The organism is Demequina flava (assembly GCF_000975035.1).
In the GTDB taxonomy this organism is placed as follows: domain Bacteria; phylum Actinomycetota; class Actinomycetes; order Actinomycetales; family Demequinaceae; genus Demequina; species Demequina flava.
On the sequence record NZ_BBRA01000002.1, the window covers coordinates 47517 to 67749 of the forward strand.

A 20233-nucleotide genomic window follows, 5' to 3' on the forward strand; every position below is an offset into this window, starting at 1 on the left:
TCTAGTTTCCCGCCGACTCCTCGAGAGCGACAGGCCGCACGCCGAGAGCACGCTCGACCGCATCAGGGTCGATGTCGGGTGCGGTGCCGCCAAACTCGGGGCAGATGTCCTGGAAGTTGCACCATCCACACAGCTTGCTCTTCTTGGTGCGGAAACGGCCCGTTGAGGCGGCCGCGATGATCTCATCCCACAGTTCACGGATCTCATGCTCAACAAGGTCGAGATCTTGGTCCGTGGGCCGCAACACGAGCGTGCCGCCGTCCTTGAGGAACAGCAACTGCAGTAGCGCTGGGCGGCGTCCACGAAGCCGCTCAACAAGGAGCGCGTAGAACTTCATCTGGAACTTCTCTTTGTGCCCGTACTGGGGCAGGGGAGTCTTGCCGGTCTTGTAGTCGACGATCCGGATGGAACCGTCTGGAGCGACATCAACGCGGTCAATGAATCCGCGCAGCAATGGCCCGTCGGGGAGCGCGAACTGCACAAACTCCTCCCGGCCGGCCGGTTCGAGGCGCTGGGGGTTTTCCATCGTGAAGTAGGTGCGTAGCCGGGTGCGGCCGTCCTCGAGCCACGTCGCTTCCGCGGCGGGGCTGTCGTGCAGGTCGGCCAGTTCCGGCTTCTTGTCGAGCATGACTCGCCACTCGGGCTCGAGCATGGCGGTCGCGGTGTCTTCCGTGCGCTCTGCAGCCGGACGGTCGTAGAGGTGCTCCAAAACCGAGTGCACGAGTGTGCCGAGCGTCGCAGCGGCCGAGGGCGGCTCGGGAATCTTGTCGACCACGCGCAATCGGTACATGTAGGGGCATTGACGGAAGTCTCCGGCGCGCGAGGGCGACAGAGCGGGGGAGCGTCCAGCAGCAACCATGAGCCCAGCGTAGAAGGATCCGGTGACATCACCGTCGCGGGAGCGTCTACCGTGGTCGCCATGACATCCCCGTCTCCACGCTCCCGCGGCTGGACCTTCGGTCACGCCTTTGGCGCCCGTCTGGTGATCCAGCCCTCGACAGTGCTGATGCTGCTCCTGTTGGCGCTTCTGTTCAGCACGTCCGGTGGCGGCGAACTCAACCGGCAGACATTCACGCTGGGCCTCATCTTCGCGAGCCTGCTGTTTGCGTCCGTCTTTGTCCACGAATTGGCTCACGCAGCTACCGCGCACCGCTTCGGGCGGCAGGTACATGAGGTGGTCATCACGCTGTGGGGCGGGCACACCACCTATGACGCGAAGGGCCTGACACCCGCGGTAAGCGGACTCACGTCGGCGGCGGGGCCGGTCGCGAACCTGGTAATCGCGGCGCTGGCCGCGGTCCCGATCTGGCTGGGATGGGTAGACGTGTCACTGATTGATGCGTTGGCCGGCGACATCTGGCTGTACGCGACGCTCCAGTGGCTCGTGTGGGCGAACTTCGTGTTGGCGATTTTCAACGCGTTGCCCGGAATCCCGATGGATGGTGGACGCGTTCTGGAAGCGATCGTGTGGAAGAGCACCGGTTCACGCACCCGGGGCATGAAGATTGCCGCGTGGGGCGGGCGGGTTGTCGCGATCGGCTTCGTGATCTACGTGTTGGGTTGGCCCATCCTTCAGGGGCGTCCTCCGACAGTGTTCGAATTCGCGTGGGCCGCGTTGGTCTTCATGATCCTGTGGCCTGCGGCCTCGCAAGCGCTCAAGGCGGCCGATGCTTACGCGGCACGCGAGCGATTCTCGATCGCAGCCATCATGGTGCGGTCGTTGGCGATGCCTCATCACGCCACGGTGGCCCATGCCCGCACTGCGGCCCGTAGCCACGGCGCGGGTGAAGTCATTGTGACGAGCCCTGACGGTCACCCCGCAGGGCACTTCCCAATCGACATGCTGGATGCCGTGCCAGAAGCCGACCGAGAGAGCACCACGCTGGTGTCCGTCACCATGCCATTGCCTCGTGGCGCGCAGATCGACGCTGAAGCGGGTACGGACAGCGTGATCGAGGCCGTGCAGCAGTGGTGGGGCAAAGCCGACGCGCTCGTCGTGACCCATCACGGCGCCTATGTGGGGTTGCTGCGCTTGCAGGACGTGCTGAAGAGCCTCGAATAGCTCGCCCTAGACTGGGGGGATGACATCCACCCCTCCCACGGGCGCCTGTGAGCGCCGCGGCCCGCTTCGCGCGGGCGACCGCGTGCAGCTGACCGACGCCAAGGGCCGCCACCACACGATCATCCTCGAACCGGGCAAGATCTTTCACACGCACCGCGGGCAGTTCAGCCACGACGACATCCTCGGTGGCGACGAAGGCACGGTGGTGAGGAACACCGCCGGCTACGAGTACCTCGTGCTGCGGCCGTTGCTCAGCGACTACGTCATGTCGATGCCCCGCGGCGCTGCGGTGATCTACCCCAAGGACTCTGGGCAGATCATCCAGATGGCCGATATCTACCCGGGTGCGCGGGTCGTGGAAGCGGGCGTCGGTTCCGGCGCCCTCACCATGTCGCTGTTGCGCGCTGTGGGAGACAACGGCTCGCTGACCTCGATCGAGCGACGTGAGGATTTCGCGGACATTGCGCGCGCAAATGTGGAGAACCACTTCGGTGGCGAACACCCCGCATGGGACCTGCTGGTCGGCGACTTTGCCGAGAGAGTCAGCGAGGTGGCCGCGGAGGCTCCGGTCGATCGCATCGTTCTCGACATGCTCGCCCCGTGGGAGAACATCGAGGCTGCGGCCAATGCTTTGGCACCGGGAGGTGTCTTGCTCGCCTACGTCGCGACCACGACCCAGTTGTCGCGGCTGGCGGAAGATTTGCGCGAGCACGGTGGTTATACCGAACCTCAGGCGTGGGAGTCCATGGTCCGTACGTGGCACCTCGAAGGTCTCGCGGTGCGTCCCGATCACCGAATGATTGGCCACACAGGGTTCTTGCTATCGGCGCGACGGATGGCGCCAGGAGTCCAGGCTCCGCTACGCAAGCGGCGCCCGGCCAAGGGTTCGTACCCCACGGAAGCCGAATGGACTCCTGAGGACCTCGGAGAACGTGCCGTGTCGGACAAGAAGGTAAGGCGCGTCCGTCGTGATGTGACGGCTACGCGCGCCAGTGAGGAGCAGGAGTAGATGGTCGCCGAAGGACAGGATCGGGTTGCGGCGCTTCAGGCGCGCAACACGGAACTGCAGCGTTTGCTGGAGGCCTCCCGCGAAGCAATGGGGGAGATGCGGGCCAAACTTGCTGAAGCATCGGCCCCACCCCACACCTTCGCCACGTTCGTGCAGACAGTCGGCGACCACGCTGACGTCGTGTCCAACGGACGCCGCATGCGTGTTGGCGTGATGCCCGATCTCGATCTCGATCTCGACCTCCAGCCCGGAGACGAGGTTCTCCTTAACCCCATGAGCGTGATCGTGGGTGGGGCTGATGCTGAATTCACCGGCCAAGGTGCCCTGGTGCGTGAAGTCCTCGACGACGAACGTGCTCTCGTTGTCTCGCGCGGTGAAGATGAGCGCGTTGTGCGACTCATCGGCGGCAACGCACGTGAACGCCTCACCGAAGGCGACACCGTGATCATCGATCAGCGCACCGGCTTCGCCTCCGAGCGCATTGAGCGCACCGGTGTTGAAGCATTGCTGCTGGAAGAGGTTCCCGACGTGGACTTCGAGTCCATCGGTGGACTGGGCCGCCAGATCGACCGCATTCGCGACGCCATCGAACTTCCGTTGCGTCACCCCGACCTGTACCGCGAGCACGCGCTGACGCCGCCACGTGGGCTGTTGCTGTACGGCCCGCCGGGATGCGGCAAGACGCTGATCGCCAAGGCGGTGGCACATTCATTGGCCGATGCTGTGGGAGCCGATCGCTCCTACTTCCTATCGGTCAAGGGTCCCGAACTGCTGAACAAGTACGTCGGCGAGACTGAGCGCTACATCCGCACCATCTTTGAGCGCGCACGCGCCAAGGCGTCGCAAGGTTCCCCTGTGGTGGTGTTCTTCGATGAGATGGAAGCACTGTTCCGCTCGCGAGGCTCCGGCGTCAGCTCCGATATGGAGACCACGATCGTCCCGCAGTTGCTGACCGAACTCGACGGTGTTGAGCAGCTCGGCAACGTCATCGTTATTGGTGCCTCGAACCGCGAGGACATGATCGACCCCGCCATCATGCGCCCCGGCCGTTTGGACGTGAAGATCGAGGTGTCGCGCCCCGACGCTACCTCCGCTCGTGACATCTTCTCGAAGTACCTCACAGCGAATCTGCCCCTGGCGTCGGCTGTCGTGGACTCCAGCGGCGGCGACCGCGAGCGTGCGGTGACCGACCTCGCCGCGCACGCCGTGGGTCACCTCTATGCGGACCCCTCCAATGCGGAGTACATGTCTGGCGCGCTGATCCGCAATGTCGTCGACCGTGCCAAGACCAACGCCATCAAGGCGCTGATCGCCGGCGGCGAGCGTGGAATCTCCACGGAGCACATGGATGCCGCGTGCGAAGCGGAACTGGCTGAGGCCCGCGCCGTCGCCAGCTCTCACCTCCGCGAAGGCTGATACGTGCGCATCGCAGGAATCGAGACCGAGTACGGAATCGCCGACCCCAACAATCCCCAGGCAAACCCCATCCTGATGTCCTCACGGCTCGTCGAGGCGTGCCGGACCTGGGCGGGGGAGAACACCGCGCGCTGGGACTACGGCGGCGAAGACCCGCTCCAAGACCAGCGCGGGCACCGGCGCGAGCGCGCCCAAGCGCACCCCAGCATGCTGACGGACGAGGCCGAGTTCGACGAGAACGTGGGAGCGGTCTCGTTGCGCAAGCGCAGAGGATCGTGGGAAGACCCCGCGCATCTCAACGCCGTCCTGCCCAATGGATCACGGTTCTACGTCGACCACGCCCACCCGGAGTACTCAGGGCCCGAGGTGCGTGCGGCACGGGACGCGGTGGTGTGGGACACCGCGGGCGATGCCATCGCGCTCGCGGCGCTCGCGCAGTACCGGGAAACCGAGGGTCTTGACCTCGCGCTGTACAAGAACAATGTCGACGGCAAGGGCGCGTCGTACGGAACTCATGAGAACTTCCTGGTCCGGCGGGATCTGGACTTCGACCAGCTCGGGCGCTGGCTCACGCCACACCTCGTGACTCGCCAGGTCCTGGTGGGCGCAGGGCGTGTGGGGCTGGGCCAACGCGGGGAGGGTGCTGGATTCCAAATCTCCCAACGCGCGGACTACATGGAGGCAGAGGTCGGGCTTGAGACGACCCTGCGCCGTCCCATCATCAACACCCGCGATGAGCCTCACGCTGAACGATCCCGCTGGCGCCGGCTGCACGTGATCATCGGCGACGCCAACTGTTTCGAGATGGCCACCTTCCTCAAGATCGGCACCACGGCGCTCGTGTTGTCTGCGATTGAGGCTGAGGACGAGCGTCTTGATTCCCTCGTGCTGGCAGACGCGGTGCCCGCAGTCCAGACCGTTTCCCACGACATCACTTTGCGGGCAGCAATACCGCTGGAGTCCGGGGAGCAAGCCACAGCACTTGAGGTCCAACGCGCGCTGCTGGCGATCTGCCGGGATTACGCCGAGGATGCCGCTGACCACACTCTGCTGGCGCATTGGGAACGCATCCTTGACGCACTGTCTATCGATCCGTTCTCCGCGGCGAGAGACGTCGAATGGGTCGCGAAGCTGGCGCTCCTGGGGCGTTTGCGGGAGCGCAACGCCACACGCCACGATGATGGCTCCACGGAGCTACTCGAGTGGTCCGATGCTCGGTTGGCGGCTCTTGACGTTCAGTGGAGCAGGCTTGGCGACGGCTGGGCGGCGAAACTCACGGCAGCCGGTCAGGTCAGTCGGTTGACCGACGACATGGAAGTTGCCGAGGCAATGAAGCGCGCGCCGCGGGACACTCGAGCTGCGTTGCGGGGCCGGCTGATTGCGGCACGCCCTGATCTTGTTGACGCAGCCGGGTGGTCGTCCGTGGTGATCGACCGTGACACTGACCACGGCAACCTCGAAGTGATTCACCTCGACGACCCGCATGCGTCCACGCATCCGCTGATCGACGCCCTCGCAACTCAAACACTCTGACGCGCGCGTCTAGACTGGCGGTATGCCTCAGACACATGCTTCCGGACAGCCCTACGAGGACGATGCGCCCGAGCCCGCGGCAGCGCCCGCCAAGGCCGAGAACACTGACGCCCTTGACAGTCTGCTTGACGAGATTGACGACTCACTCCAGGTCAATGCCGAGCAGTTTGTGCGTTCCTTCGTGCAAAAGGGCGGGCAGTAATCGCGTCCGCTACACCAGTGGGTGCCGAGGTGCCCGAACCGCTCGACGTTCCCGCGCATCGGCGCATCTTTGGGCTCGAAACTGAGTTCGGGCTACACCTCGACGCCCCCAACGCGCGCTCGGTAACCCCTGAAGAGGTGGCCGGGCATCTGTTCCGTTCCGTCGTGGAGTGGGGGCGCTCGTCCAATGTGTTCTTGACGAATGCATCGCGCCTGTACATCGATGTTGGCGCACACCCCGAATACGCGACTGCAGAGTGCGACAACCTCACGGACCTGATTGCCTCGGATAAGGCGGGCGAGCGGATCGTCCACAACCTCATTGCCGACGGTGAACGACGGCTCCAAGAGGCCGGTATCGACGGCACCATCCACCTGTACAAGAACAACACGGATTCCGCCGGCAACAGTTATGGCTGTCACGAGAACTATCTCGTGCGCCGCCGCGCGGACTTCAGGGCCTTCGCCTCGGCTCTCCTGCCATTCCTCATCACTCGCCAGATCGTGACGGGTGCAGGGTGCATTACGCGCACCCCAGATGGCGGGCACTTTAGCTTCTCACCGCGCGCGGATCACATGTGGGAGGGCCTCAGTTCCGCGACCACCAGGTCGCGTCCCATGATCAACACGCGCGATGAGCCACATGCGACGGCAGAGCTGTACCGCCGCATGCACGTCATCGTCGGCGATTCCACGATGGCGGAGCCCACGGCGTTGCTCAAGGTCGGTGCCACCGATCTGATGCTGCGCTTGATGGAAGCGCACGTGAAGCTCCCCGACTTCACGCTCGCCAACGAGATGCAGGCTATCCGGGCAGTGGCCCACGACATGACGGGACAGGCGACCGTTGAACTTGCAGACGGCCGTCACCTCACCGCAGTCCAGATTCAACAGGCATACCTCGATGAGGTGAGTTCCCACGTCGGTGGCGTGATCGAACGCACAGATGAAGTCGACCAAATTCTTGACCTCTGGGACCGCGGAATCCGGGCGGTACGGGACCAGGACTTCTCGCTCGTCGAGACGGAGTTGGACTGGGCAATCAAGCATCGGCTCGTGGAGCGCTACCGGGACCGCCTGGGCTGCCGCCTCGACGATCCGCGCCTTGCCCGACTGGAGATGGCCTTCCACGACGTGTCGCCGCAGCGCGGCTTGTACTACCGGCTGGTGGAGCAGGGGCTCATCAAGCGCATCATCGACGATGCCGCGATCGAGCGCGCGATGACGGTTGCTCCGCAAACCACCCGTGCCAAGCTCCGGGGCCGCTTCGTGGATGCCGCGCTGGCGTCTGGGCAGGACTTCACTGTGGACTGGGTGCACCTCAAACTCACGGGTGCTCACCAGACGATTCTCTTGAAGGATCCCTTTCGCAACGACGATGCCCGAGTCGACGCGCTTGTGGCGAAACTTGACGCTTAGCGCCAGGTAGAATCGTCCGTTCCGTCTGCTTTGTCTGAGAGGACCACTCATGCGTAGGGCTTTTGCTGTCATGGCGACCGGTGCCGTGGCGCTGAGCGCATGCACGGGACCGTCACCGTCACCCAGCGTGTCGCCGTCGATGGTCGGTGACATCTCATCGATCGTCGTCGGTCAGAGCGATACCCAGGCGCCGTCGCTGGAGTACACGCCCGGCCTCGAATACTCCGACGAGCAGGTCGAGGTGCTGTGGGACGGCGAAGGCGAGGCGCTGACATCTGGGCAGTCGTTGCTCCTTGATGTCTACGGTGAGTCCCTGGACTCAAGCGACGTGGTGATCAACACCTTCGATGGTTCTCCTGAGCCCTACATCTTGACCCCTGACTCCGTCGGAGGCGCACTGTACGACGCGTTGCTGGACGCGCACGTGGGTGCGCGCATCATGGTGGTCGAGCCCTCGGAAGTCATCGAGAACGCCGAAGGCGTTGAAGTGGGAGACGGTGCAAACGTCGACAACTCCGCCGAGGGCGAAGCGCCGCCGGTCGCACTCGTCGTTGACGTTCGCTCCGAGCACGCGGTAGGCGCGGCTCAGCCAGCGCCAAAGACCATGCCCGAAGTAGTCGTCGGGGATGGCGGCGTGCCCCGGGTCGTGGTTGACCCGGAAGCACCACCCGTCACCGACCTGCAAGTAGCCACCCTGATCAAGGGTGTGGGCCCGCAGATCACCCCGAGCTCGCGCGCGCTCATCAACTACACGATGTTCTACTACGCCGATGGTGAGATCGAGGGCGAGGACAGTCCTGAGTCCTGGAGCGCTGGCGATGTCTTCGACACCACGTGGGACGTCGACCGTGCTCCGTACCTTCTCGATATGGCATCCGGAAGCGTCGTCACGGGACTGTCACAGGGCCTACTGGACCAGACAGAAGGATCGCAGGTCGAGCTACTCGTTCCGGGCGCAATGGGCTATCCCTCGCGTGGCACGATGGTGATTGTCGTCGACATCCTCGACGTGTGGAATTCGGAGACTTAAATGGGCGTAGCAGTAAGGGTCATTCCCTGCCTCGACGTTGATGCGGGCAGGGTCGTCAAGGGCGTCAACTTTGTTGACTTGCGCGATGCCGGCGACCCCGTTGAGCTCGCATCCGCCTACGGTGCTGCCGGTGCCGACGAGGTCACTTTCCTCGACGTGACGGCTTCATCGGCTAATCGCGCCACGACGCACGACGTTGTTGGCCGCACGGCCGAGCAGGTCTTTGTGCCGTTGACCGTTGGCGGGGGAGTGCGCACGGTTGAGGATGTTGACACATTGCTGCGCGCAGGCGCGGACAAGGTGGGAGTGAACACTGCCGCCATTGCTCGTCCGGAGCTCATTGCCGAGATCGCGGAGCGCTTCGGTGCGCAGGTTCTCGTCCTGTCTGTCGACGCCCGCCGGTGCCAAGGCGACACGTCCACTCCGTCGGGCTACGAGGTAACCACGCACGGTGGCCGTGAAGGCACAGGCATCGACGCGGTGGAATGGGCTGTGCGCGGCGAACAACTCGGCGCCGGAGAAATCCTGTTGAACTCCATGGACGCCGACGGCACCACCGACGGCTTCGATCTCGAGATGCTGCGCGCGGTGCGCGGACAAGTCTCGATTCCACTCATTGCCTCGGGCGGCGCGGGTACTGTCGACCACTTTGTCGAGGCGGCCAAAGCCGGTGCGGACGCGGTCCTCGCGGCAAGCGTCTTCCACTTCGGGAAACTATCTATTGAGCAGGTCAAGAACCACATGCGTAGCCACGGAATCGAGGTGCGGTGAGCACTCCGTCTGACGCCGCAACCGACTACCGACTTTCAGGATCGTTCAACCGCAAAGCATTTCAACTTTTGCGGCACGCGATTCGCACCGAGCGGCTGCGGTTCAGCCTTGCCATTACCTTCGCGGCGCTCTTCTCCCTCCTGACAGTCCTTTTCGGCACCCTCCTGGGTGACATCACCGACGCTGTGGTGATCCCCGCGGTCGAGGGCGACCCCATTCAGGGCGTGTGGGGAGACATGACGCAGGACCCCATCACCGCAATCTGGATTGCAGGTGGCGCTTTCCTCGCGATCGGTCTTGTCAACGCTGTCCTGGTGGGCCTGCGCCGTGGTGTGCAGGGAATCGCGGTGGCCGGTGTGGCCGCGCGCCACCGCGGCGTGGTCGCCGACGCCCTGGCAAGCCTGCCTCTTGGCTGGCACCGCGCGAACCCGTCGGGCCGTCTGTTGTCGGCAATGTCGTCGGACTCCGAGTCCGCCACCAACACGCTGCACCCATTCGCCTTCACGGTCGGATCATTCGTCATGATGTTCGCGGCCGGCTGGTCCATGTGGCGCATGGACCCGTGGCTGGCAGTGACGGGCCTCGCAGTCGTTCCCGTGATCTTCGCGATCAACCTGGCGTACGAGAAGATCATCACGCCCCGGTGGGACCTCGGACAGTCGCGTCGCGCTGAGGTGTCCACGATCGCCCACGAGAGCTTTGAGGGCGGCACTGTCGTCAAGGCGCTGGGCGCCGAGAACATCGAGAGCGAGCGGTTCCGCGAGTCCGTGTTTGCGCTACGTGACGCCGACATCAAGGTGGGGCGCACCAGTGCGTGGTTTGAGCCCATGATGGACCTGGTGGTGCCGTTGGGCTCTGTTGCGCTCATGGTCGTCGGGGCGATTCGGGCCGATGCTGGGTTCGTTTCCGTAGGCGACGTGGTCTCCGCCATTTATTTGGTGACACTGATGGCGGTTCCGATCCGAGGGCTCGGATGGGTCTTGGGCCAGATGCCTCAGGCACTCGTGGCGTTCCGCCGCGTCGGAGAAATTGCCCAGGCCGCTACCGAGGTAGACGAGCCGGGAGACACTCCGATCGCGCGTGACGGCGCGGGCCAGATGAGCTTCTCAGGCGCGGACATCGGCGCTGACGACGGGGACGGCAACCTTGTGACCATCCTGCGCGACGTGTCGCTGGACCTGACACCAGGAACCGTCACGGCACTCGTGGGCGCGACAGGATCCGGAAAGTCCACGGTGGCATTGGCCGCATCGCGACTTGCCAGCCCCACGGCCGGCACGGTTGCTTTGGATGACACCGACCTAGAAACAATCGCGAGCCTGGGTGACCACGTCGCCCTCGTTCCGCAGACGGCGTTTGTCTTCGCTGGCACAGTGCGCGAGAACGTGACACTCGGCGGCGACTTCACGGACGACGAGGTCTGGACCGCATTGCGCAGCGCCAATGTCACCGACGTTGTCGAGAAGCTGGCTCGCGACGGCGGATCTGGTTTGGACGCGACCTTGGCCGAGCGAGGTATGAACCTCTCGGGTGGCCAGCGTCAGCGCATCGCGTTGGCGCGAGCGTTGGTCCGCCACCCGCGCGTGCTCGTCCTAGACGACGCGACAAGTGCCGTCGATCCGCGCGTCGAGCAAGAGATCCTCCGTGGACTCAACGCGGACGGCAATGGTCCTACGGTCTTGATCATCGCTTACCGATTGGCCTCGATTCTGCTCGCAGATCATGTGGTCCACGTCGAGTCGGGATCCGTGGTGGACTCCGGTTCCCACGACGATCTCGTCAAACGCGACGCGGGGTATCGGGAACTGGTCCTCGCCTATGAAGAGGATTCCAAACGGCAGGCTGAACAGGAAGCGGGGTACATCGGATGAGCGACTCTCAGCCCGACATCACCACCTTCCGCGGCATGCTCAAGCGCGGTCTGCAGGTCAGCCCCGAGATTCGTAAAGGATTGTGGTTCACGCTGACGTTGGCGGCCGTCGCCGCCTCGGGAAGAGCGGCCGTCCCGTTCCTGACCCAGCGCATCACCGACTTCGGCCTCCTCGCCCCCACGGGCGTCGACGTCGAGTACGTGGTGCGGTTGGCGATTGCTGGCGCCATCGTGCTCGTCTTCACGGCGATTCTCGCGTGGCGCGTCCGCGTGCGCATGGTGTCTGCCTCGGAAAAGGGACTCGCCACGCTGCGTATCCGGGCCTTCGATAAAGTCCACGAGCTGTCAGTGCTGACTCAGAACGAGGAGCAGCGCGGACGCTATGTCTCGCGCGTCACCGGCGACGTCGAGACCATGCGTGACCTCATGCAGTGGACTGGCGCGGCGATGATGATTGCCGCTCTCGAGTCGACCATTGTGTTCCTCGTCATGCTGGCCTACTCGTGGCAGCTGTCGCTGATCATCCTGCTGGCGTTCTTGCCGATGGTGGGGTCCCTCATCTGGATTCAGCCGCGCGTTCGTGAGGCATTCCGCCACGTGCGCGAGCAGATGGCTGACCTGCTTGGCCGGACCTCAGAGCAGATCGTCGGTGTTGCCACGATCCGCGCGTATGGCGTGCAGCAGCGCATGCGCGATGAGCTCCACCAGGAGAACGAGGACATTCTGAAGGCAGAGCGCCGAGCGTCCCTGCTCGCTTCGGTGAACTTCTCGTCCACGGTCATCGGCCAGTCGCTCGCCACCGGTTTGGCGCTCGTAGGCGGAACCATCATGGCGGTGGGCGGCTCGATGTCTGTCGGTACCGTCGTGGCGATGGCCTTCTTGGTCTATCAGTTCTCCGGTCCGCTGATGTGGATCATCGAGATGCTCGCAGAGATGCAGCGCGCCGTCGTTGGTTGGCGTCGGGTCCTCGAACTCGTCGACCAGGAAGTCACTGTGAAGGACCCCGGCGAAGACGGAACGCCGATCCCTCACGGTCGTGGCGACCTTGACGTTGAGGGCGTCCGCCTGACGTATCCCGGCGGCCCGGAGGTGCTCAAGGGCGTTGACCTCAACGTCCCAGCGGGGAAGCGGATTGCGCTTGTGGGTACGACAGGATCGGGAAAGACATCCCTTGCGCGCCTGATGTCGCGGTTCTTCGATCCCTCTGGCGGATCGGTTCGCGTCGGGGGAGTGGACCTCAAGGACGTCCCCCACGGCTCGCTGCGTCGGTCCGTCGCCGTGGTGCCGCAGGAGGGGTTCCTCTTCGATGGGTCCATCTTGTCGAACCTGGCGTATGCCCTTCCAGAGGCCTCACCCGAGGATCTCGCCCATCGATCGCTTGCTGCATTCGAGTCGCTCGGCCTCGAGGGCTGGGTTGACGCGCTTCCGCTTGGCCTCGACACGCAAGTTGGGCCACGCGGAGAGTTGCTCAGCGCAGGAGAACGCCAGTTGGTGTCGATTGCTCGGGCGTACCTGCGCGACCCGGATCTGTTGATTCTTGACGAGGCGACGAGTGCCGTCGACCCCGCGACCGAGGTGCGCATTTCACGGGCCCTCGAAGGCTTGATGCAGGGCCGCACCGCCGTCGTCATTGCGCACAGGTTGTCGACCGCCGAGCGTGCCGACATCGTGGGTGTCATGGAGCACGGCGAGCTGATTGAAGTGGGTCCGCACCGTGAACTGGTCAATGCCGGCGGCGTGTACGCGTCGCTGCACCAGGCATGGGTGTCGCAGACGCGGTGACGGTGGGCCGGGCCGATGCTCGGGAGAGTTGGCAGGTCGTGGAAGGATAGGCGCCATGTCATTGGATGCGGGTATTCGCGATTCCCTCAAGCGTAATTCCGACGGTCTTGTCTGCGCAGTTGTGCAGGAGCGAGACAGCCGCGAGGTGTTGATGGTTGCGTGGATGAACGATGAGGCGTTGGCGCTGACTCTCAGTTCGGGCCGGGCGGTGTACTGGAGCCGTTCGCGCCAGGAACTGTGGCGCAAGGGCGATACATCTGGACACATTCAAGAAGTCCACTCGGTGGACCTTGACTGCGACGGCGATGCGCTGCTGCTCACTGTGACGCAAACGGGACCTGCGTGCCACACGGGCACGACAAGCTGCTTCGAGGCCGGCGGGACCCTGGCGATGGCCGGGAAGGGCGAGCAGTGACGTCGGCGCCGGAGAACATCGAATGGGGTCAGACCTGGCCAACCCTGGAGACATTCGTCGAGTTGGGTCGGACACATCGCGTTGTGCCGGTGGTGCGCAAGGTCTTGGCCGACGGTCTGACGCCCATCGCGGTGTACCGCGCCCTTGCGCAGGAGCGCCCCGGTACCTTCATCCTCGAATCCGCCGACCCCGATGGCGCTCGTGGCCGTTTCTCCTTTGTCGGCGTGAACTCGCGCGCCACGCTCTCGGTGCGCGGCGATGACGCTTCGTGGTCTGGAGACGTGCCAGTCGGTCTTGACGATGGCGCACCGCTGACCACGATCCGTGACGTTTTGCGCGAGCTGAACACGGACTCGATCCCCGGCATGCCGCCGCTGACTGGTGGCATGGTCGGAGTGTTGGGATGGGACATCATCCGTCAGTGGGAGCCCACACTCCCTGCGAAGGCACCACGAGAGATCGATGTGCCCGACGTGATGCTGCTGCTCGCGACGGACATTGCTGCGATCGACCACTACGACGGATCCGTGTGGCTCATTGCCAACGCGATTAATGGCAACGCGCAGGCGACCGGCATTGAAGACGCGCATGCCGATGCTGTCGCACGGCTGGACCGCATGGAGATTGCGCTCGCCGGGGCCGAGTCCGGTGACGTGTGGACGTTGGATCCCGACATCGAAGAACCTCAGATGCGCCAGCGCAGCGCGCCAGGGGAGTACGAGGCGGCTGTGCGTTTCGCGAAGGAAGCCATTCGCGATGGGGAAGTCTTCCAGATGGTGCCGTCGCAGCGGTTCGACGTGGACTGCCCCGCGAAGCCGCTGGACGTATACCGCGTGCTCCGCACGCTCAATCCGTCGCCGTACATGTACTACTTCCAACTTCGCGATGATGAAGATCGTGACTTTGCGGTTGTAGGAGCGAGTCCCGAGTCCTTGGCAGCCGTCAAGGACGGGCGGGTGTCGACATTCCCGATCGCCGGCTCGCGGCCACGAGGGTCCTCGGTGGTTGAGGATCAGCGACTCGAGGACGAGCTGCTGGCGGACCCGAAGGAAATCGCGGAGCACGTGATGCTCGTCGATCTCGCCCGCAACGACCTCGTGAAGGTGTGCGAGCCGACGTCGGTCGAGGTGCTCGAGTTCATGAAGGTCAACCGCTACAGCCACATCATGCACATTTGCTCGACCGTGGTCGGTGCCCTCGAACCGCAGTACGGCCCGGTTGATGTGTTGTCCGCGACCTTCCCCGCCGGCACTTTGTCGGGCGCGCCGAAGCCTCGCGCGATCGCGCTGATTGACGAGATTGAGCCCACGCGCCGCGCTTACTACGGAGGCGCGGTCGGGTACTTCGACTTCGCCGGCAATATGGACATGGCGATCACTATCCGCACCGCCCTGATCGAAAGCGGCGTGGCGCACGTCCAGGCTGGGGCGGGAGTCGTTGCAGACTCCGTGCCCGCCTCTGAAGACCAAGAGACCAAGGACAAGGCAGCCGCGATGGTGCGCGCCGTGCGCATGGCGTGTCGCCTGACGTCCACCACCACTGACTAGACTTTGGCACGCCCAACCCAAGCAAGGAGCACGCATGTCCAGCATTGAGATCGCCCCGGAAGATCTCCCTGAGGTCGCCCACACCAACCACGGCCGCACCACCGCCGCTTGGGTGACGAACATTGGCCTCGTGATTGGTGCCCTCATCGCCTCGATCGCGATGGCATTCCCCGTCTGGCCAGTTGTCTGGGTCGGCGTCGCCGTGTGCGCCGTGGCCCTCATCGTTGGCGGAGTTCTCCGTGCGCTCGGACACGGTCAGCCGCTAACCTGACCAGGTACGCGCACGCGTAGAACTTCAAAGGAGAACACCAATGTCTGATCTACCCCCTCCCTCCCAGCCGCCTAGTCAGCCGCCCTACGGTGGTCAGCCGCCTTACGGCTCCGCTCCGCCCCCCGGTGGGTTTGGTGGCGCGTCCGAGGAAAAGAACAGCCTCGGCACGTGGGCACTGGTTCTCGGAATCTTGAGTTTCGTCTGCTGTGGTGTCATCGCAGCCATCATCGCCATCGTCGTGGGAAAGCAGTCGATGACTGCCGCTGAGCAGGGCCTGGCAACCAACGGAACGCTGGGTAAGGTCGGCTGGATTCTCGGTTGGGTCAACGTGGCCCTGACCATCGTCGCCGTGGTCATCTACGGAATCCTGTTCGCGACCGGCACCTTCACGCTTGACGACTTCTCGTACTAAACCGCTGTGAACGCAGTTCTGGCCGATGCGGCTACCCGGGGTGCCAACCGCTCCCGGGGGCGGCGCCTCGTGGCGCCCGCCGCCGCATCGGCCGTTCTGCTGTCTCTCACGATTTACAACGCGCAAGGCGACCCCTACTCCGCGGGCCACTTCCCGGGCTGCATGTGGCTTGGACTGACCGGCATGTGGTGCCCCGGCTGCGGTGGACTGCGGGCCACTCACGAACTGGCGCACGGCGACATCGCCGCGGCCATGGCGCTCAACCCCGTGGTCGTCGTGCTGATTTTGCCGATGATCGCAGGCGGGCTTTTGCTGTGGTGGGCCAACGCCTGGCGAGGCAAGCCGTTTCCACGGATTCCCCTTTGGGCTGCAATCGCGGTTCCGGTCTTTCTGGGCGTTTTCTGGGTGCTGCGGAACATCCCTGCGCTCGAGCCATTTCTGGCGCCATAACAAGTGCCGCGTGGCCGCGCGTAGCGTGGGGTTCGCTGTGTATCAGGTGGGCTTACGAGGCTCAGGGACGGTCAGGAGCTTCATCTCACGGCGCTACCATGGTGGCCATGGGAGAGGTAGCCGCATGAGCGTTTTGGACAGCATCATCGCAGGAGTACGTGAGGACCTCGCTGTGCGCGAGGCCGCTACTCCGATGGACACCTTGAAGGAGCGCGCTAGCCGCCTACCGGGAGCAATCGACGCGCGCCAAATGCTGGCGCGCGACGAGGTCGCGGTGATCGCGGAAGTGAAGCGTTCAAGCCCCTCAAAGGGCGATCTTGCCGACATCACAGACCCAGCTCTCCTTGCCACGGAGTATGAGGCCGGCGGTGCATCGGTCATCTCCGTCCTCACTGAAGAACGACGCTTTGGCGGATCGCTCGACGATCTCGACAGCGTGCGCTCCAAGGTGGAAATCCCCATCCTTCGCAAAGACTTCATCGTCACTCCGTACCAGGTGTGGGAGGCCCGTGCCCACGGAGCAGATGTCATTTTGCTCATCGTGTCCGCACTGGACCAGATGGCCCTCGAAGGTCTAATCGAGCGCGTCCACTCGCTAGGAATGTGCGCGCTCGTGGAGGTGCACGACGAGGAAGAGGTCAAGCGCGCCGCTGACGCAGGTGCCCGAGTGATCGGCGTCAACGCCCGCAACCTCAAGACTCTCGAGGTCGACCGCCACACCTTCCAGCGCGTGGCTCCGATCATCCCTGAGGGGATCGTGCGCGTTGCTGAATCCGGTATTCGCGACAGCCACGACGTCGTTGAGTACGCCCGGATGGGAGCCGACGCCGTGCTCGTAGGCGAGGCACTCGTGAGGCACAAAGATCCGCGCCACGCAGTCGCGGAAATGGTGGCGGCAGGAGCGCACCCCGCACTGCGGGCGGTGCGTCCGTGACGTCTTCCCTCCAGTCAGCCCCCGGACCTTTCTTCGGTGACTTTGGCGGACGCTTCGTTCCCGAGGCGCTCATGCCCGCGCTGGATGAACTCACCGACGCCTACGAAAAGGCACGCATCGACCCCGCTTTTACCGAGGAACTGGCGCGACTGGCTCGCGACTACACCGGTCGGCCTTCGATCCTGACTGAGGTACCGCGCTTCGCGCAACACTGCGGTGGTGCCACCGTGTGGCTCAAGCGAGAAGACTTGAACCACTCCGGATCGCACAAGATCAACAACGTGCTGGGACAGGCGCTGTTGACGAAGCGACTGGGCAAGAAGCGCGTCATCGCGGAAACCGGTGCAGGCCAGCACGGCGTCGCCACTGCGACCGCAGCAGCGCTCATGGATCTCGATTGCGTGATCTACATGGGCGAGGAAGACACGGAGCGGCAGGCCCTCAACGTGGCGCGCATGCGTCTGCTTGGTGCCGAGGTCATTCCGGTGGCCACGGGCACCCGCACCTTGCGAGACGCAATCAACGAGGCATTTCGAGACTGGGTCGCGAACGTCGACACCACGAACTACATCTTCGGAACCGCCGCCGGACCACACCCGTTCCCGGCCATGGTGCGTGACTTCCAGCGCGTCATTTCCGTCGAGGCGCGCGAGCAGATGCTCGAGCGAGGCGGTCTTCCCGATGCAGTGATCGCCTGCATCGGTGGCGGGTCGAACGCGATCGGTTCGTTCGATGCATTCTTGGACGATGACGGCGTGCGGCTCATTGGCTGTGAAGCGGCCGGGGAGGGCGTCGATACGGACCGCCATGCCGCGACGCTGACCGGTGGACGCCCCGGAATCCTCCACGGCTCGCGTTCCTACATACTTCAGGACGATGAAGGCCAAACCTTGCCCTCGCACTCCATCTCTGCCGGACTGGACTATCCGGGAGTAGGACCCGAGCACACGTGGCTCGCCAGCATCGGCCGTGCTGAATACTGGCCCGTTACGGATGCCGCGGCAATGGAAGCGTTCCGTTTGCTGTCGCGGACCGAGGGTATCCTGCCAGCAATTGAGTCATCTCACGCTCTCGCGGGCGCGATGACGTTGGGCGAGGAGCTCGGACCTGATGCCACACTCCTCGTGACGCTCTCTGGGCGCGGCGACAAAGACGTAGAGCAGGCCGCTCGTTGGTTCGACATGCTCCCCGGGGGTGACGCGTGAGCGCGCTTGAGGCACGGCTGGATGAGATCAAGGCGGAGGGGCGAGCAGCCCTGATCGGGTACCTCCCCGTCGGATACCCGTCGGTCGACACGTCGATTGCCGCCATGGTCGCGATGGTTGAGGCGGGCGTTGACATCGTCGAGATTGGCCCGCCGTACTCTGACCCCGTCCTTGACGGCCCGGTGATTCAGCACGCCGCGGCCACTGCCTTGCAACGTGGGGTTCGCGTCGACGACACCTTCACTGCCGTGCGAGCCGTGGCCGATGCCGGGGCCCAGGCAGTCGTCATGTCGTACTGCAATCTCATGCTCAGCCGCGGCTACGCACGTTTCGCCAAGGACCTGCGCGAGGCCGGAGGAGCAGGCGTGATTACGCCGGACCTCACACCGGACACCGGTCAAGACTGGATCGAGGCCGCCCGCGCGGAGGGCATCGACACGATTTTCTTGGCCGCGCCGTCCACAACTCGCGAACGCATGCACATGACCGTGGAAGCGTCACGCGGATTCGTGTACGCCACATCGCTCATGGGAGTGACCGGCGCGCGAACCTCGGTCGGCGACGCGGCAGCGAAGGTTGTTACGGGCGCACGCGAGGCGGGCGCTGAGCGAGTCTGTGTGGGACTTGGAGTGTCCACTGGAAAACAAGCCGCTGAGGTTGCGACCTATGCCGATGGCGTGATTGTGGGTTCCGCGTTCGTCAAGGCGATGGGCGATGAGGGTGACCTCGATGCGCTGAAGATCAAGGTGGCAGAACTTGCCGCAGGAGTACGAGGCAACGCGTGATCGTCACATCAATTCCTAGCCCGCCTCCTGAGTGGTCCAGCATCAGCCTGGGACCCATCACGATCCACACGTACGCGCTGTGCATTTTGGCGGGAATCTTTGTTGGACTGTGGCTCACCACGAAGCGGTGGGTCGCACGCGGCGGCGATCCCGACGCCGTCGCCGACATTGCCATCTGGGCAATCCCCTTCGGCATCATCGGTGGCCGTCTCTATCACGTCATCTCCACCCCGGGCCCATATTTCGGTGAGGGCGGCAACCCTTGGGACGCGTTCAAGATCTGGGAAGGCGGCCTCGGAATCTGGGGCGCAGTCGCACTCGGAGCCGTGGGTGCTTACATCGGTGCGCGGCGCAGCAAGGTGTCGTTCTCCGCCTTCGCGGACTCCGCTGCACCAGCAGTGTTGTTGGCACAAGCTATTGGTCGTCTTGGTAATTACTTCAACCAAGAGCTGTTCGGTCGCCCCACGGATTTGCCCTGGGGCCTCGAGATTGACCCTGCCTTCCGGCCCGATGGCTATGAGCAGTACGCAACCTTCCACCCCACGTTCTTGTACGAAATGGTGTGGAACCTTCTTGGAGTCGCACTGATCATTTGGCTTGATCGCAAGTACGACCTCCGTGGCGGCCGCGTGTTCTGGCTGTACGTGATGGTCTACGTCTCCGGACGCCTGTGGATCGAAACCGTACGCATCGACACCGCAGTCCACATCCTGGGCGTGCGCGTGAACGTGTGGGTATCCATTGCGGTCCTCGCTCTCGCGATCGTGATGTTCATCGTGATGGGACGTCGTCAACGCGACACCGCGTTGTCCCGCGTGCCGCGAAATGAGTTGGCGGCGTCGACTGTTGCGGTAGCCTCGACAAGCGCATCGCACGACGCGGAGGCCTCCACCGAGGACTCCTCAGACGGCGATGCAACTTCCAGCGAGGAGGGGCCGGAGAGCTCCTCATCGTCCGCGCAGGTAGACGCCACCGACCCGGTGGCCGATGCCGACGACAGCGACCGGCGGGACAACACCTAGCCGATTCTTTACCAAGCCCTGGTTCGCGGTAGGCTTGACTCCCGTGTGTTCACCGGGTCAACGGCGCCCCGCAACCAACGAGTTCCCGGCCCCTGGCCC

Annotated in this window: 20 protein-coding genes; 19 read left to right on the forward strand and 1 reads right to left on the reverse strand. The window is 64.2% G+C overall.

What is annotated here, in order from left to right; translation table 11 throughout:
* Nucleotide 1 precedes the first annotated feature (1 nt).
* Nucleotides 2-859, reverse strand: coding sequence for a RecB family exonuclease (locus tag AOP74_RS08765; protein WP_201774324.1), 858 nt, complete (start codon nucleotides 857-859; stop codon nucleotides 2-4).
* Between the two features lie 60 nt (nucleotides 860-919).
* On the opposite strand from AOP74_RS08765, the gene AOP74_RS08770 reads away from it, so the two are divergent.
* From AOP74_RS08770 to lgt, 19 genes are all read left to right on the forward strand, one after another.
* Nucleotides 920-2062, forward strand: coding sequence for a site-2 protease family protein (locus tag AOP74_RS08770; RefSeq protein WP_152649253.1), 1143 nt, complete (start codon nucleotides 920-922; stop codon nucleotides 2060-2062).
* Between the two features lie 19 nt (nucleotides 2063-2081).
* Complete coding sequence (locus AOP74_RS08775; RefSeq protein WP_061962020.1) at nucleotides 2082-3071, forward strand: tRNA (adenine-N1)-methyltransferase; 990 nt, start codon at nucleotides 2082-2084, stop codon at nucleotides 3069-3071.
* On the forward strand, nucleotides 3072-4487 hold the full coding sequence (gene arc, locus AOP74_RS08780) for a proteasome ATPase (protein WP_061962021.1): 1416 nt from the start codon (nucleotides 3072-3074) through the stop codon (nucleotides 4485-4487).
* A gap of 3 nt (nucleotides 4488-4490) precedes the next feature.
* Nucleotides 4491-6020 (forward strand): depupylase/deamidase Dop, encoded by a 1530-nt coding sequence (dop, locus tag AOP74_RS08785; protein ID WP_061962022.1) that lies wholly within the window; start codon nucleotides 4491-4493, stop codon nucleotides 6018-6020.
* A 22-nt stretch (nucleotides 6021-6042) separates the two neighbouring features.
* Nucleotides 6043-6222: a ubiquitin-like protein Pup gene (locus tag AOP74_RS08790; protein WP_061962023.1), complete on the forward strand. Its 180-nt coding sequence runs from the start codon at nucleotides 6043-6045 to the stop codon at nucleotides 6220-6222.
* A gap of 29 nt (nucleotides 6223-6251) precedes the next feature.
* Nucleotides 6252-7640, forward strand: coding sequence for a Pup--protein ligase (pafA, locus tag AOP74_RS08795; protein ID WP_061962579.1), 1389 nt, complete (start codon nucleotides 6252-6254; stop codon nucleotides 7638-7640).
* Between the two features lie 49 nt (nucleotides 7641-7689).
* Nucleotides 7690-8670, forward strand: coding sequence for an FKBP-type peptidyl-prolyl cis-trans isomerase (locus AOP74_RS08800; protein WP_152649254.1), 981 nt, complete (start codon nucleotides 7690-7692; stop codon nucleotides 8668-8670).
* A complete protein-coding gene (hisF, locus tag AOP74_RS08805; RefSeq protein ID WP_061962025.1) occupies nucleotides 8671-9441 on the forward strand; it encodes an imidazole glycerol phosphate synthase subunit HisF in 771 nt (256 codons plus the stop codon).
* Entirely contained in the window at nucleotides 9438-11312 is a 1875-nt protein-coding gene (locus tag AOP74_RS08810) for an ABC transporter ATP-binding protein (RefSeq protein WP_061962026.1), read from the forward strand. Before hisF ends, AOP74_RS08810 begins: the two co-directional genes overlap by 4 nt.
* A complete protein-coding gene (locus AOP74_RS08815; protein WP_061962027.1) occupies nucleotides 11309-13093 on the forward strand; it encodes an ABC transporter ATP-binding protein in 1785 nt (594 codons plus the stop codon). Before AOP74_RS08810 ends, AOP74_RS08815 begins: the two co-directional genes overlap by 4 nt.
* A 55-nt stretch (nucleotides 13094-13148) precedes the next feature.
* Entirely contained in the window at nucleotides 13149-13508 is a 360-nt protein-coding gene (gene hisI / locus AOP74_RS08820; RefSeq protein ID WP_061962028.1) for a phosphoribosyl-AMP cyclohydrolase, read from the forward strand.
* Nucleotides 13505-15055: an anthranilate synthase component I gene (locus tag AOP74_RS08825; RefSeq protein WP_061962029.1), complete on the forward strand. Its 1551-nt coding sequence runs from the start codon at nucleotides 13505-13507 to the stop codon at nucleotides 15053-15055. Before hisI ends, AOP74_RS08825 begins: the two co-directional genes overlap by 4 nt.
* Before the next feature lie 34 nt (nucleotides 15056-15089).
* The gene (locus AOP74_RS08830; RefSeq protein ID WP_061962030.1) at nucleotides 15090-15326 is read left to right on the forward strand and encodes an HGxxPAAW family protein; all 237 of its coding nucleotides are present in this window, start codon (nucleotides 15090-15092) and stop codon (nucleotides 15324-15326) included.
* Between the two features lie 40 nt (nucleotides 15327-15366).
* Nucleotides 15367-15738, forward strand: coding sequence for a DUF4190 domain-containing protein (locus tag AOP74_RS08835; protein ID WP_174435645.1), 372 nt, complete (start codon nucleotides 15367-15369; stop codon nucleotides 15736-15738).
* A gap of 6 nt (nucleotides 15739-15744) precedes the next feature.
* A complete protein-coding gene (locus AOP74_RS08840; RefSeq protein ID WP_152649255.1) occupies nucleotides 15745-16188 on the forward strand; it encodes a DUF2752 domain-containing protein in 444 nt (147 codons plus the stop codon).
* Nucleotides 16189-16312: 124 nt separating this feature from the next.
* Nucleotides 16313-17122, forward strand: coding sequence for an indole-3-glycerol phosphate synthase TrpC (gene trpC / locus AOP74_RS08845; protein ID WP_061962032.1), 810 nt, complete (start codon nucleotides 16313-16315; stop codon nucleotides 17120-17122).
* Nucleotides 17119-18327, forward strand: coding sequence for a tryptophan synthase subunit beta (gene trpB / locus AOP74_RS08850; RefSeq protein ID WP_061962033.1), 1209 nt, complete (start codon nucleotides 17119-17121; stop codon nucleotides 18325-18327). The genes trpC and trpB overlap by 4 nt, the downstream gene beginning before the upstream one ends.
* A complete protein-coding gene (gene trpA / locus AOP74_RS08855; RefSeq protein ID WP_061962034.1) occupies nucleotides 18324-19112 on the forward strand; it encodes a tryptophan synthase subunit alpha in 789 nt (262 codons plus the stop codon). The genes trpB and trpA overlap by 4 nt, the downstream gene beginning before the upstream one ends.
* Nucleotides 19109-20134: a prolipoprotein diacylglyceryl transferase gene (gene lgt / locus AOP74_RS08860; RefSeq protein ID WP_082096218.1), complete on the forward strand. Its 1026-nt coding sequence runs from the start codon at nucleotides 19109-19111 to the stop codon at nucleotides 20132-20134. The genes trpA and lgt overlap by 4 nt, the downstream gene beginning before the upstream one ends.
* Nucleotides 20135-20233: the final 99 nt, after the last annotated feature.